Here is a 13,955-nt window from a genome sequence, read left to right as displayed (position 1 = left end):
CATGACAACCTCAAGCTCATGCACGATTCATGCGCAGGGGGATTTTATTCGGACGGAAATGCGGCCAATATGTCAGTTCGATCGTGGTCCGTCGTATGCGTCGGCGAGCCGGCGCACGATACCAACGCCAAGCGGGGAACAACGATGGTTGCAAGGTCACCCGACGCAAACGGGAATGCGGCGCCCGAGACGACGCCCGTGTCCGTCACCGCTCCAGAGGCCGGCCGCAAGCTGTTCGTGATCATGCGTACGCCCGACGAGCCGCTGCTTGCGCAACTGCGGGGGCTCGGCTGGGAGATCACGGTCGCGAAGACAGCCGGCGCCGCGCAGAACATGACATCCGGCGTAATCGTCGCCGCCGGGCTGGTCGATTTCACGGGGTTCACGTCGCGCGACTATCCGGCGCTGAAAGCGTGCCTGAGCCAGCCCGCTATCGGCTGGATTTCGATCGCGCAGGCTGGCATCACGATCGGTCCCGCCGTGCGCGAACTGATTCGCAGCTATTGTTTCGATTACGTGACGCTGCCGCTGCCCTACGAATGGATTTCGCACGTGCTCGGCCATGCGCGCGGGATGGCCGCGCTCGACCGCGTCGACGGCGCAGCCTATGCGGCGTCGATCGGCGAGCACGGCATGATCGGCAACTGCGAGGCGATGCAGCAGCTGTTCAGCACGATCCGCAAGGTCGCGAAGACCGACGCGAGCGTATTCATCTCCGGTGAGTCGGGCACCGGCAAGGAACTGACGGCGCTCGCGATTCACGAGCGTTCCGGCCGCGGCAAGGGGCCGTTCGTCGCGATCAACTGCGGGGCGATTCCGCATCACCTGCTGCAGTCGGAGTTGTTCGGCTATGAGCGCGGCGCGTTCACCGGCGCGAACCAGCGGCGCGTGGGCCGGATCGAATCGGCGAACGGCGGCACGCTGTTTCTCGACGAGATCGGCGACATGCCGGTCGAGAGCCAGGCGAGCCTGCTGCGCTTCCTGCAGGGAGGGAAGATCGAGCGGCTCGGCGGACAGGAATCGATCTCGGTCGACGTGCGGATCATCTCGGCGACGCACGTGGATCTCGACGGCGCGGTCGAGACCGGGCGCTTCCGCGCGGATCTCTATCACCGCCTGTGCGTGCTGCGCATTCACGAACCGCCGCTGCGCGCGCGCGGCAAGGACATCGACATCCTCGCGCATTACGTGCTGCAGAAGTTCAAGGCCGACAGCGGCCGCAAGATCAGCGGCTTCACGTCGGCCGCGCTCGACGCGATGCGCCGCTACGAGTGGCCCGGCAATGTGCGCGAGCTGATCAACCGCGTGCGGCGCGCGATCGTGATGGCCGAGAGCCGTCTGCTGACGCCGCACGATCTCGGGCTCGAGACACCGGGCGAAACCGAACCCGTGACGCTCGAACAGGCGAGGGCGCTCGCCGAGCGCACCGCGATCGAGAATGCGCTGCTGCGCAACGATCACCGGATCAACAAGGCTGCCGCCGAACTCGGCATCTCGCGCGTGACGCTCTACCGGATGATGATCGAGCACGGGCTGAACGATCACGACAACAACGGCGGGCACGACGGCGCGCCGTCCGGGGACGCGGGGCATCAGCGCGTCGGCTGAGCGGCGCGTCAAGCGCGTGAACGGTTCGGTGTCGGGGTTCAGCGATACGTCCAGAGCCGATGCAGCACGAACGTGACGGCCGGCACGCGCACGACCGGCGGCTCCGATGCCGCCGACGGCATGTAAAGCGCATGAAACATTTCGCGTCGGCAACCGGGCGAATTTCCGCGGCGAATCGGGCCGATCGGAACGGTGCCGGCCGGTAAAAATTCCATGTCGATTGTTCAGCCTTATCCCGCAGGGCTCGGCCGCCACGCGGCCGGCGCATGTCGCGCGCCGCATGTTTCAGATTCGCAACTTCCGGCATTGCGCACCCGTTCCGGCCGTCGTCCCGCGCGCCGAACCCCTTGTGCGGATGGGCTCGCGCGAAGCTGGCCCGCTCCTTGCGGATATGAACGTACGAAAGTCGACGACGCGAGGTCCGGCCGGTTCTGCAGCGAATCCTGTCAGTACCGGCCAGGACGCAGTCCGCGGGGATGCGGCGGCGGAGCGCGGCGCAGCCGCCGCGTTCCGGCGAGCATGGAACGTTGTCGCCTGATCGTCGGGGCACCGGCATCGTCCGGTTGCCGGAACAAGCATCAGACTGAAAACGGGGTAGAAAAATGATCGATCGCCACACGCCGCGGCTCGCAGGCCGCGATCGCAGTGATGCGGGGCATCGCCGGTCGAGCGTCGTTCTCGCAGCCGGCCGGCATGCATCGACAGGCCATCTCTCCGCGCCCGGTGCGAGGCGGATCCGGCTGATTGCCGGTCATCCGCGCCGGGTCGGCACTTTCCTGCACCCAGACCCGATTCGAAAGGGCATGTGCACACGGGCGCCGGTATCGCGACGCCCGATCTTCGGCTACTGAATTCGCAAGATATCCGGTCGCGTTACCCGTCGTGCACGCGAACCGGTGAAATTGATCTGCAATCCGAATCAGGTTTGACAGGTTGCGCAGTGCACGCGACGGAGGATGAATTCGATGTGGCGGCGAACGGCGCAATGCCGTCGCCGCCCGGTGGTGAGGGGAGGGGCGGTCGGACGCGCGCGACGGGAGAGTCGCCCGTACGCGCGCGACGCCGTTTCAGCCGCCGTAGATGTCGAAGTCGAAGTACTTCGATGCGAGCCGCTTGTAGGTGCCGTCCTTGACCATGTCGACGATCGCGCGGTCGATCTTCGCCTTCAGGTCGGTGTCTTCCTTGCGCAGCCCGATGCCGGCGCCGATGCCGAGCACCTTCTCGTCGACGAGTTCGGGCCCGACGAACTGGTAGTTCGCGCCGCGCGGCGATTTCAGGAACCCGATCGCGGCCTGCACTTCATCCTGGAGTGCCCCGTCGAGGCGGCCCGAGGTCAGGTCCGCATACACGCCGTCCTGGTTCTGGTACGACACGACGTTCGCGCCTTGCTTGCCCCAGTACGCTTTCGCATAGGTTTCCTGCGTCGTGCCCTGCTCGACGCCGATCGACTTGCCCTTCAGCGATTCGGCCGTCGGCAGCAGCGGCGAGCCCTTCTTCACGACGAGCCGCGTCGGCTGGTTGTAGATCTTCGTCGTGAAGCCGATCTGCTCCGCGCGCTGCGGCGTGATCGACATCGACGACAGCACCGCGTCGAATTTCTTCGCCTTCAGCGCCGGAATCATCCCGTCGAAATCGTTCTCGAGCCACACGCACTTCGCCTTCAGGCGCGCGCAGATCTCGTTGCCGAGGTCGATGTCGAAGCCGACGAGCTTGCCGTCGGGCGCCTTCGACTCGAACGGCGCGTAGCTGGCGTCGGTGCCGAAGCGGATCGTGGTCCAGTCCTTCGCGGCGGCGGGGCCTGCGGATACCGCGAGCAGGGCGATCGAAACAGCGGCAATCAGTCTCTTCATGGTGCGTTCCTTGGCGTGGTGCTTCCGGTTCTGTGCGACACGGTTCCGCGGACACGAAGCGCGTCTGCACGCGCTGTCCGCCTGGCCATTAACGCAGAAAATAAAATAAGAGTCCAGAATGGACAAAAAATATCGTTTTGCCGGAAGAAATGGCCGATCGCCGGGTGTCGACCCTTGCAAAAATACGAAAATGGACTAGTCTTGTTAGTGAATTCATTTCGAGACTAACGATCATGTCACAGCCTGCCTACGATTCGCATTCCGCCCCGCCGCAGGCTTCGTTTGCGCAGATGTCGGCGGCCGGCCTGCGTGCGTTTTTCAACATCGCGCGCGACTGGGAACTGACGATCGACGAGCAGATCGTGCTGCTCGGGTCGCCCGGCCGTTCGACGTTCTTCAAGTGGAAGGCGGCGCCGGAGTCGGCGCGGCTGCCGCGCGACACGCTCGAGCGGCTATCGCTGCTGCTCGGCATCTACAAGGCGCTGCAGATCCTGCTGCCGCAGCCGGCCGCGGCCGATGCATGGGTCAAGCGGCCCAACGATGCGGCGCCGTTCGGCGGCAAGCGCGCACTCGACCGGATGCTGGCCGGCAACGTCGGCGATCTGGTCGCCGTCCGGCAATATCTCGACGCGATGCGAGGTGGCTGGGCGTGACGATGCCGATCGAAGCAAAACAATGGCCCACGACCGCCGTCGACTGGGCGCCTGCCTATCGTGTGATCCCCACCCGTTTTCCTGCGATCAACCTGTTCGACCGCGTCGCGTCGGCGGACGATTTCGACGCGCTGTACGCGCTCGAATCGCTGACCAACGACCGCATCCGCAACGAAGTCGGCACGCTCGACCTCGTGCCGCCCGCCGAGCGTCGCTACGGGCTGGGCTGGGGGCCGATCATGGCCGCGTTCACGCACCTGAATCCGCAGGGCAGCCGCTTTTCCGACGGCAGCTACGGCGTGTTCTACTGCGCCCGCTCGCGCGACACCGCGATCGCCGAGACGCGCTATCACGGCGCGCTGTTCCTGGCCGCGACGAAGGAGCCGCCGATGCGCCAGCAGATGCGGCTCTATACGGTGTTCGCGCAGGGCGACGTGGTCGACGTGCGCACGTGGCCGCAGCGCGATCCCGCGTTGCTGCATCCGCTCGATTACAGCGCGGGGCAGGCGCTCGGCCGCGCGGTGCGCAACGCGGGCGGCGCGGGGATCGTCTATCCGTCGGTGCGCGACCCGGGCGGCGAGTGTCTGGCGGCATTCCGCACCGCGCTGCTGCGCGACTGCCGTCACGCGGCCTACCTCGAATACAACTGGAACGGCTCGGCCGTCGACGCGGTGTTCGAACTGAACCAGGTTGGCTAAGGCTCGCTCGCGGGCCGATGCGGGTGCGAGGGCATCACGGCAGCGGCCAGTCGCCCGCGTGGCGTTCGCGCGCCTCGGCCTGCGTCATCGACCACGTGCTGCCGGTGCGCGGCTCGGCGAGCGTGAGCCGCCCGGACGGCGCGAACGCGCCGGTGTCGATGAACCACTGCGCGCCGATCCGCTGCGGTGCGCGCACGGGCGTGTGCCCGGTGCAGGTCAGCGACAGTCCGGCCTGCCGCGCCGGATCGGCAAGCCCCTGGACCAGATCGCGGCCCCAGATCAGTCGCTCGCGCACGTCGTGCGAATAGCTGCCCGTATCGAGGTCGGCGTCCGACCCGAAAAATTCCGCATGCAGCACGTTGAAGCGCTCGGGGCCGTCGCCGATCACGCGCACCAGCGGCAGCGCGTCGACGCGTGCCGCATGCGCGTGCAGCCGCTCCGGCGGCAGGTCGGCGCCCCAGTCGCCGCCGATCCCGCGCCACGCATCGGGCGACAGCTTGCCGCGCGACACGAGGCTCAGCACTTCCTCGTGATTGCCGCGCACGACGTGGCACCACGGGCGGTCGAGCAGGTCGAGCGCGGTTTCGGACGCGGGGCCGCGGTCGACGAGATCGCCGACCGAGAACAGGCGGTCGCGGGCCGGATCGAAGCGGATGTCGTGCAGCAGCGCGCGCAGCACGTCCACGCAGCCGTGCAGGTCGCCGACGACGAAGTCGCGGCCGGCCGTGTTCGCGGGGTGGCGGCAGAGGGAGGCGGTGGCAGTCATCCCAGTATCTTAGGCGCTCGTGCCCATCGCCACGTCGCGATGGAATGGCGATAATCGGGGCGCGGTACCTGCCGGCGCGGCGCAGCGGGCCGCCGCGCGTACCGTTCGAACCCTTTCCATCCGCTTTCGGAATCACACGATGACGTTTTATCCGCAGGTATTACGCAACCGCCCGCGCATGGTCGCGGCGTTCGTCGCGGGCTTGCTGTGCGCGGTGCTGCTGCCGTTTCCGCTGCGTCTGACCGCGCGTACGCTGATCGGCTGGGATTGCGCGGTCTGGCTGTATCTCGTGCTGATGTGGGTGCGCATGGTCACCGCGCATCATCACAAGGTGCGCGAAGTCGCGATCCGCGAGGACGAAAACGCAACGACCGTGCTGACCGTCGTGTGCCTCGCGACCGTCGCGAGCGTGGCCGCGATCGCGATCGAGCTCGCGACCGCCAAGAGCGTCGGCTTCCGTGCGGGGCTCAGCCATTACGCGATCACGGGCGCGACGCTGTTCGGCGCGTGGTTCCTGATTCCGACGATCTTCACGCTGCACTATGCGCGGCTCTATTACGGCTCGCCGAGCAGCGACCGCGCGCTGCGCTTCCCGGACCAGCACCCCGAACCCGATTACTGGGATTTCCTGTATTTCGCGTTCACGCTCGCGGTCGCATCGCAGACCGCCGACATATCGCTGGCGAACCGCTCCGCGCGGCGCGCGGTGCTCGCGCAGTCGATCCTGTCGTTCTACTTCAACATGGCCGTGCTCGGGCTGTCGATCAACGTCGCGGCGGGGTTGCTGAGTTGACGCCGGCTACTTGAGCAGGTCGTACGGACCGCCGCGTTCCAGTGCCCGCCGGTACGCCGGCCGCGCGTGGATCGTGTCGAGAAAGCGCGCGATCGCGGGATACCGGCTGCCGCCGCCGCGCGCGGTCGCGGCTTCGAGCGGAAAGCTCATCTGGATGTCGGCCGCGCTGAAGCCGTCGCCGACGAACCAGCCGGTGCGATTCAGCGCGCCGTCGATATGGCCGAGATGCAGCGCGATCTGCGGATCGACGAAGCCCGACTCCAGCGTGTCGGCGATCTTGCGCGCGATCGGCCGCGCGAAGAACGGCATCGGCGCATGCGCGATCCGCAGCGCGACGAGCTTGAGCAGCAGCGGCGGCATCGCCGACCCTTCCGCGTAGTGGAGCCAGTACGTGAAGTCGTGCCGCTCGGGCGTGCCGGGCGGCGGCGCGAGACGCCCGTTGCCGTAGCGTTCGACCAGGTACTCGATGATCGCGCCCGATTCGGCGAACGTGCGGCCGTCGTCGGTGACGACGGGCGACTTGCCGAGCGGATGGATCGCGCGCAGCGCGGGCGGCGCGAGCATCGTTTTCGGATCGCGCTCGTAGCGCACGATCTCGTACGGCACATCCAGTTCTTCGAGCAGCCAGAGCACGCGCTGCGAGCGCGAGTTGTTCAGGTGATGGACGGTGAGCATGTCGAGGCCGGAAGGGGGCGGGAACGACATCATACCCAGCGCGCGCGGCGTGTACGCGAATCGCGCCGCCCGCCGTTTCGAACCGATTCGAACCGTTATGCGCGCCGCACCGCGATCCACGCACCCCAGAACAGGCTCGCGAAAAAGCGCAGCGGCGCATCGAAGCCCGCGTTGCGCAGCAGGCTGAACACGGCTTCCTCGGATGCGGGCGGATCGGCGCCCTGCAGGATCTTCGCGAGTTGCGCGCGCACGGCGTCGGGCGTGGCGCCCTTCATGCGCCAGCGCTGCTGCCACGCGTCGAGCAGGCGAGGGTGGTCCGCGTACCGGCGATGATTGCCGGCGAGCACGAGCGGCGCGCCGGGCTTCAGGCGTCGCGCGATCGCGTGCAGCAGCGCCGCCTTCGCATCGTCGCCCGGGACGTGATGCAGCACGCCGATCAGCGTTGCGCCGTCGAACTCGGGTGCGTCGGGCAGCGCATCGACGTCGTCCTCGACGAACGCCGTGCGCGCACCGAAGCCGGCGGTTTCGACGTTCGTGCGCGCGAGCGCGAGCATCGGCGCGGACGGGTCGACGGCCGTGAATTGCCAGCCCGGCTCGAGCGCGGCCGCCACGCAGATTTCCTGCCCCGTGCCGCCCGCGCCCGCGACGAGTATCCGCGCATCGGGCACGCCGATCGCCGACGCGAGCATGCACGCGGCGAGTTCGTGGCAGGCATCGTAGCCGGCGAGCGCGATGCGCGATTGCTCGGCGTATTCGTGTGCGCGTGCCGGATCGAATTTCGCGGCGCTGGCGGGAAGCGACATGGCGGGTTCCTCGGGTCGGGCGCGGACGACGTGTCCGCGAGCATGGCGCAGAGCGTAAGCGTGCGTGGTCGACGCAACAAGGCGAGCGGTCATTCCGGTATGCCGACTACCCGATTCGGCAAGCGTCGGGCTGCCGATTTTCCGGGGGTCGATTCGCATTTAAAAATGTCTGAACATGATGCATCGCGGTGGCGAATCCGGCGCATACTCGATTCTCTCCCCCCGCCTGGCCGTCGCATGCCGGGCCCCGATGCGCCGCGCCAGTGGCGCGGCCATGCCGCTCGGCACGCACGAGGAGCGCATGATGTCCGATTGTCCGCACGATCCGTACGCGCAGCACTACATTCATTGTTTGCCGTTTGGCGCGCAGCCCTGTGGCGCGCTCGGCACGACACCGCGCACGCATTTTCGTGTGTGGGCGCCGGGCAGCACGCAGGTCCAGCTCGAACTCGATACCGGCTACGGCCCGACGCTCGTCCCGATGAAGGCCGCTGGCCCGAACTGGTTCGAAGTGTTCGCCGATTGCGGCGCGGGTGCGCGTTACCGCTATCGCCTCGACGATGCCGTGTCGATTCCCGATCCCGCGTCGCGCTCGCAACCCGAAGGGCTCAACGGCCCGAGCGAGGTTGTCGATCCGCGCGCGTTCACGTGGCGCAACACGTTCTGGCGCGGGCGCGCGTGGGAAGACATGGCGCTCTACGCGATTCGCCCACACGCGGTGGGCGGCTTCGCCGGCGTGCGTCGCCGCCTGCCGCAGCTCGCGCGCCTCGGCGTGACCGCGCTGGAACTGCTCGCATCGCCGCACGACAGCCTGCCGTTCGCGCCGCTTGCGGCCGAAGGCGGCCCCGATGCGCTGAAGGCGCTGATCGACGACGCGCATGGCTACGGCTTCGCGGTGCTGCTGGAACTCGACTACGCGCGCTTCGGCAGCGGCACCGACGCGCTGCGCCACTTCGCGGAGCCGTTCTTCCATATGCGCGACGATCCGCTGCAGGCGCCGCCGCTGGCGCTCGATCATCCGGACGTCTGCGATTTCTTCTGCGACAACGCGCTGTACTGGATCGACGAATACCGTTGCGACGGGCTGCGCCTGCGCGAGGCCGACCGGATCGACGTGTCGTGGCTGCGCGAGATCGCGGACCGCGTGCGCGCGGCCGTGCCGGCCGACCGGTTCATCCATCTCGTGCTCGGCAGCGAGCGGCATCCGGCGCATCTCGCCGATACCCATTTCGATGCGCAATGGAATGGTTGCGGCGAACGCGCGCTGCACCGGCTGACGGGGCGCGACGCGTCGGCCCACGAAGGCATTTCCACGCACCAGTCGATCCACACGCTCGCCCGCGCGCTGACCGCGGCCGGCGCGGCGTTTCAGCCGGCCGCGCCGGCAGAAGGCATGGCCGCCGAAACCGGGCTGTCGTTGACGTCGCTGGTGCTGTCCGATGGCGCGTGGCGCGACTGCGGTCAGGGCGAGCGAGGGCAAGAGGCCGGCCTGGCCGGGCTCGCGCTGTCGCTGCTCACGCCGCAGATCCCGCTGATCTTCGACGAAACCGCGCGCGACGCCGATCGCGCGCATTTCGTGCAGTCGGCGCTCGCGGTGCGCGCGAAGCTGATCGCGCCGCGGCTGTCCGATTGCCGGCCGCAGGACGCGCATGCGCTGAAGGCGGACGGCGACGGGGATGCCGACGCGCTGCTCGCGTCATGGCGTCTTGCTGACGACGAGACGCTGACGATCGCATTGAACCTGTCGCCCGATGCGGTGCCGTTCGATGCGCCGAGAGGGCAGGTTGTGTTCGAGACGCCGGCGCGCGCGCGCGACCGGGTCGATGAAGGGGAATTGCCGCCGTATTCGCTCGTTGCGTGGCTGACGGGCGACGTCAACCGGTACGCGCTCACGCACGACGTGCGTCGCATCGATGACGGCTCGTGGCGTGGAGCGCGAGCGAACCTGAACGCCTGAAGAGCGCCTGCGTGCGCGAGCAGGTGACTGTCCGAACGGCCGGGCGCATCCGCGCCCGGCGGCTGCACTGCCGGCCCCCGAGTTACCAGAACCCGCGAATACCCGCGATGCCGTACGCGCCATGACGGCGCGCGTTGTCGAGATGCGCGCGCGTCATCCCGCCGAGCGCGTAGACGGGCATCGCGGCCTGCGCGGCCAGCGCGTCGAATCGGCTCCAGCCGAGCGCCGGCGCACCGGGGTGGCTGAGCGTCGGCAACACGGGCGACAGCGTGACGAAATCCGCGCCGGCGCGCGCGGCCAGCAGCAGGTCGTCGTGCGTGTGGCAGGCGGCGGACACCCATCGTCCGGCCGGCAGCGGCCGCTGCGCGGCGGCGCGCAACGCGGCGCCGTCGAGATGCCAGCCGGCGCCGTCGAGCCGCATCACGCCGCCCGCATCGATCGGGCCGTTCAGCATCAGGTGCGCGCCGGCGGCATCGCAGCGCGCGAGCGCCGCGGCGGCGAGCCGCGCGAACGCGGCCGTATCGAGCGATTTCACGCGCAGTTGCACGAGCGTCTCGCCGCGCGAGAGCACAGCCGACAGCCGGTCGAGGAACGCATCGCAATCGGCCGCCGACGCGGACGCCGGTTCCGGCGTGATCACGCAGCAGCGCGGCAGCGTTGCGTTCATCGCGCGTCGCGACGACAACGGGAGGCCGTCATTCGTCGGCCTCCTTCGCGATCTTCGGATAGACGCGCACGAGCACGATGCGCGGCCCGTTCATCTTCTTCACGACGACGTCGAAGCGGTCGAACGACACGCGCTGCCCTTCGGTCGGCAGGTCGCTGAGCGCCTGGATCACGAGGCCGCCGACCGATTCCGCACGGCCTTCGTCGATGTCGATGCCGAGCGCCTGCTCGAGCGACACGACGGGCAGGCTGCCCTTGCCCATCAGCGTGCCGTCGTCGAGGCGGCTCCAGTCGGCATCGCCCTGGCGGAACTCGTCGTGGATCTGGCCGACCAGCGCGCCGAGCAGGTTATCAAGCGTCAGGAAACCGATCGGCTTCTCGCCCTTGTTGCCGACCAGCGCGAAGTGCGGCGCGCCCTTGCGGAAGCGGCGGAACAGTTCGAGCGCCGGGGTGTCGGGCTTCACGTACTGCACGGGGCGCACGTAGTCGGACAGGTCTTCGAGCGCCGCGCCCGCGTGACGCGCGAGCAGCAGGTCCTTCAGGTGGATCAGCCCGCTCACCTGTTCGCGCGACGCATCCTCGAACAGCGGATAGCGGCTGAAGCGGTGCCGCGCGACGATCTCCATGTTGTCGGGCAGCGGCAGGTCGCGCCGCAGGCCGATCATTTCATGGGCCGGCCGCATCAGGTCCGACACGGTCATCGACGAAAAATCGAGCGAATGCGCGAGCGTGTTCCACTCGTCGTTGCTGTACGTGCCGCGCGCCGGCTGTGCCGCGTTGCCGGCCGTGCTGCGGCGGCTGCGCAGGATCAGCTTCAGTTCGTCGGTCGAGTAGTGCGCGTCGCCGCCGTGGTCGGTCGACAGCCCCGCGAGCCGCAGCACCGCGTTGGCGCTGTTGTTGAGCACCCAGATCGCCGGATACATCGCCCAGTAGAACGCATAGAGCGGCAGCGCGACCCACAGGCCGATCTTCTCGGGCTGGCGGATCGCCATCGATTTCGGCGCAAGCTCGCCGACGACGATGTGCAGGAACGAGATCAGCGAGAACGCGAACACGAGCGAGATCAGGTGCACGACGCGTTCGGAGTGCACGCCGATCAGGTCGAGCAGCGGGCCGATCAGTTCCGCGAAGGCCGGCTCGCCGACCCAGCCGAGGCCGAGCGACGCGAGCGTGATGCCGAGTTGGCACGCGGAAAGATACGCGTCGAGCCTGCCGTGCACGATGCCGAGGATGCGCCCGCGCAGGCCGTGCTTGCGGGCAAGGGTCTTGACGCGCGTCGCGCGCAGTTTGACGAGGCCGAATTCGGCCGCAACGAAGAACCCGTTCAGGGCCACCAGGAACAACGCGCCGATGAGCGCGAAGATCTGTAACAAAGAATCGCTCCGGTTATGACAGGCCCATCAGTATAGAGCCGGAAAGGAATTTGTAATGTTATGGACGACCGATTGCTTACACCGGCGCCTCGCGGGGGATGGCGAGCGTCATGGTGGCGGTCGCGCCGTCGGCGAACGCGGTATGCGCGAACGTGCCGCCGTGCGCGAGCGCGACGCGCTGGCACAGCGCGAGCGCCCATGCGATTCGCTTCGCGTCGCGCTCGCGCAGCATTTCGCGTCGCGCGAACGATTCGAACGCATGCGGCTGTGCCGGATTGGTGAGTGCGTCGGCGCTCACGGTGCAAGTGGTGCATGCGACGAACTGCGCGCCGTCGCGCGTGCATGCAAACGTCACGCGGCTGCCGGCGGCGCTGGCCTCGACGGCCGCCGTCAGCATCGTCCAGAGCGCCTGCGCGATGCGTTCGCGGTCGGCCGACAGCGACGGTTCGTCGTCCGGCAGCGTCGCGTCGAGCGCGACCTGCCGTGCGTCGGCCAGCGCAAAACGGACGAGCGCGAGCGTGTCGTCGAGCAGCGCGCGCAGCGCGAACGGCCCCGGCGCGATCGCAAGCGTGCGCGTTTCCGCGCGCGGCGCATCGAGCACGTCGTCGATCAGCGTCACCTGCTGGTCGATGCCCGTGCGGATGCCCGCGAGCGCGCGCTGCAGGTTCGGATCGGCATTGGCGAGCTGGCGCTCGAGCACGTACGCCCAGCTATGCATCGCGTTCAGCGGGCTGCGCAGATCGTGCGACGCGGTGGAGAGCGCCTGGTCGCGCAGGAACAGCGCCGCCTGGGCGGCGTAGTGCGCTGCGCGTTCGCGCAGCAGGTCGGCGGCGGGATCGACGGAAGTGGACGTCACGGAGCAGGCCTGTCGGAAGCGGTTGGCGTGGAAGTCACGCGAACCGTCATTATAGGGACGGTGCGTGTCACGCCGGCAGCGCGTCCTCGTCCTTTTTCCGCGCGTCGCCGTTCGGCAGCAACTGGCACGCGAGCAGGCCGGCCAGCATCAGCGCGCAGCCGACGAGCGCACGCAGCGTCAGCGTTTCGTTGAGCGCGGCCCAGCCGGCGGCCGCCGCGAACACGCCTTCCATGCTGAAGATCACGGCCGCGTGCGCGGGCGCGGCGTCGCGCTGCGCGACGACCTGCAGCGTATAGCCGACGCCGACCGACAGCAGCCCGCCGTACAGCAGCGTCGGCAGCGCGCCGCGCAGCATCGCGACGCTGACTGGCTCGACGGCCAGGCCGACCGCGAGGCACGCCACGCCGCAGACGACGAATTGCAGGAACGCGAGCACGAGCGGATCGTGGCGCTTCGCGAGATGGCCGACCGCCATCACGTGCGCGGCGATGATGACGGCGCCCGCGAGCTGGAACCAGTCGCCGTAGAGCACCGAGAAGTGCTCGTCGATGCTGAGGAAATACAGGCCGATCGCCGCGAGCAGCGCGCCGAACCACGTGCCTGCGCCGATCCTGTGGCGTGCGAACATACCCATCAGCGGCACGATCACGACGTACAGCGAGCTGATGAAACCCGCGTTCGCGACTCGCGTGTACTGCAGGCCGAACTGCTGCAGCGAGATCGACACCGCGAGGAGCCCGCCGAGCGCGAGGCCCGGCAGCAGCAGTGCCGGCTCGCGGCGGATCGCCGCGAGCTGCGCGCGCGACGTCGCGTTCAGCATCAGCAGAGGAACCAGCACGAGCGCGCCGAGCAGGAAGCGCAGCCCCGTGAACAGGAACGGCCCGATCACGTCGAGGCTCAGTCGCTGCGCGACAAACGCAGAGCCCCAGATCGCGGCGGCGGCGAGCATCAGCAGGTTGGCGCGGAGGTGCTTGCGGGCTTCGGGCTTCATCGGATTCTTCTGAAGATTGCGGGCGGCGAAACCCCACAGCTTACGCCGAGATTGCAAGGCTGTCGGCAAACCTGCGCAGCGCGGCGGCCGCACGTGCGTCGCGCACGCGCGAATACAGCACGACCTGCGACTGCGGCAGCGGCGGCAGCCCGAATTTCGCGCCGACGTCGACCAGCGTGCGCGGCGCGACCCGCCGCGCGAGCGGGCAGACGGCGAGCCCCGCCGCGGCGGCGGCCGTGACCGCCGCGACACCGCCGCCCGTGAAG

Annotated in this window: 13 protein-coding genes and 1 pseudogene; 5 read left to right on the top strand and 9 right to left on the bottom strand. The window is 68.5% G+C overall.

Annotated elements, in window-relative coordinates; translation table 11 throughout:
• Positions 1–144 precede the first annotated feature (144 nt).
• Complete coding sequence (locus ACNQQL_RS21480; protein WP_347065516.1) at positions 145–1,608, top strand: sigma-54 dependent transcriptional regulator; 1,464 nt, start codon at positions 145–147, stop codon at positions 1,606–1,608.
• A gap of 1,067 nt (positions 1,609–2,675) precedes the next feature.
• Here the strand turns inward: ACNQQL_RS21480 and ACNQQL_RS21475 are convergent.
• Positions 2,676–3,458 (bottom strand): ABC transporter substrate-binding protein, encoded by a 783-nt coding sequence (locus ACNQQL_RS21475; protein WP_072439373.1) that lies wholly within the window; start codon positions 3,456–3,458, stop codon positions 2,676–2,678.
• Between the two features lie 233 nt (positions 3,459–3,691).
• Here ACNQQL_RS21475 and ACNQQL_RS21470 point away from each other — a divergent pair, with 233 nt between their 5' ends.
• Positions 3,692–4,111, top strand: a complete 420-nt coding sequence (locus tag ACNQQL_RS21470; RefSeq protein WP_034185167.1) for an MbcA/ParS/Xre antitoxin family protein — start codon at positions 3,692–3,694, stop codon at positions 4,109–4,111.
• A 2-nt stretch (positions 4,112–4,113) separates the two neighbouring features.
• On the top strand, positions 4,114–4,809 hold the full coding sequence (locus tag ACNQQL_RS21465) for an RES family NAD+ phosphorylase (RefSeq protein WP_347065630.1): 696 nt from the start codon (positions 4,114–4,116) through the stop codon (positions 4,807–4,809).
• Positions 4,810–4,843: 34 nt separating this feature from the next.
• Here ACNQQL_RS21465 and ACNQQL_RS21460 read toward each other — a convergent pair whose 3' ends face one another.
• Positions 4,844–5,575: a metallophosphoesterase gene (locus tag ACNQQL_RS21460; protein WP_175958648.1), complete on the bottom strand. Its 732-nt coding sequence runs from the start codon at positions 5,573–5,575 to the stop codon at positions 4,844–4,846.
• A 139-nt stretch (positions 5,576–5,714) separates the two neighbouring features.
• On the opposite strand from ACNQQL_RS21460, the gene ACNQQL_RS21455 reads away from it, so the two are divergent.
• Positions 5,715–6,368: a DUF1345 domain-containing protein gene (locus tag ACNQQL_RS21455; protein ID WP_347065512.1), complete on the top strand. Its 654-nt coding sequence runs from the start codon at positions 5,715–5,717 to the stop codon at positions 6,366–6,368.
• Between the two features lie 6 nt (positions 6,369–6,374).
• On the opposite strand, the gene ACNQQL_RS21450 is transcribed toward ACNQQL_RS21455, so the two are convergent.
• Both ACNQQL_RS21450 and ACNQQL_RS21445 read right to left on the bottom strand, forming a co-directional pair.
• On the bottom strand, positions 6,375–7,043 hold the full coding sequence (locus ACNQQL_RS21450) for a glutathione S-transferase (protein ID WP_347065628.1): 669 nt from the start codon (positions 7,041–7,043) through the stop codon (positions 6,375–6,377).
• A 95-nt stretch (positions 7,044–7,138) separates the two neighbouring features.
• Positions 7,139–7,846, bottom strand: coding sequence for a class I SAM-dependent methyltransferase (locus ACNQQL_RS21445; protein WP_347065510.1), 708 nt, complete (start codon positions 7,844–7,846; stop codon positions 7,139–7,141).
• Between the two features lie 304 nt (positions 7,847–8,150).
• Between ACNQQL_RS21445 and ACNQQL_RS21440 the strand changes: the two genes are divergently transcribed.
• Positions 8,151–9,803 (top strand): DUF3459 domain-containing protein, encoded by a 1,653-nt coding sequence (locus tag ACNQQL_RS21440; protein ID WP_347065626.1) that lies wholly within the window; start codon positions 8,151–8,153, stop codon positions 9,801–9,803.
• Positions 9,804–9,885: 82 nt separating this feature from the next.
• Here the strand turns inward: ACNQQL_RS21440 and ACNQQL_RS21435 are convergent, their stop codons facing one another.
• The 5 genes and pseudogenes from ACNQQL_RS21435 to ACNQQL_RS21415 all read right to left on the bottom strand — a co-directional run.
• On the bottom strand, positions 9,886–10,470 hold the full coding sequence (locus ACNQQL_RS21435; RefSeq protein ID WP_347065508.1) for a thiamine phosphate synthase: 585 nt from the start codon (positions 10,468–10,470) through the stop codon (positions 9,886–9,888).
• A 28-nt stretch (positions 10,471–10,498) separates the two neighbouring features.
• Positions 10,499–11,842 carry a hemolysin family protein gene (locus ACNQQL_RS21430; RefSeq protein WP_347065506.1) on the bottom strand — a complete coding sequence of 448 codons (1,344 nt, stop codon included), beginning with the start codon at positions 11,840–11,842 and terminating at the stop codon, positions 10,499–10,501.
• Between the two features lie 76 nt (positions 11,843–11,918).
• A complete protein-coding gene (locus tag ACNQQL_RS21425; RefSeq protein WP_347065504.1) occupies positions 11,919–12,698 on the bottom strand; it encodes a HAMP domain-containing sensor histidine kinase in 780 nt (259 codons plus the stop codon).
• 67 nt (positions 12,699–12,765) lie between these two features.
• On the bottom strand, positions 12,766–13,689 hold the full coding sequence (locus ACNQQL_RS21420) for a DMT family transporter (protein ID WP_347065502.1): 924 nt from the start codon (positions 13,687–13,689) through the stop codon (positions 12,766–12,768).
• A gap of 40 nt (positions 13,690–13,729) precedes the next feature.
• Positions 13,730–13,955: pseudogene (locus ACNQQL_RS21415) on the bottom strand (LysR family transcriptional regulator); the annotation flags it as partial.

Origin of the sequence: Burkholderia sp. LFS061 (genome assembly GCF_047978125.1) — a bacterium.
Classification (GTDB): domain Bacteria; phylum Pseudomonadota; class Gammaproteobacteria; order Burkholderiales; family Burkholderiaceae; genus Burkholderia; species Burkholderia pyrrocinia_C.
Note: the sequence above shows the minus strand (reverse complement) of the source record. Positions and strands in the feature narration are given on the sequence as shown.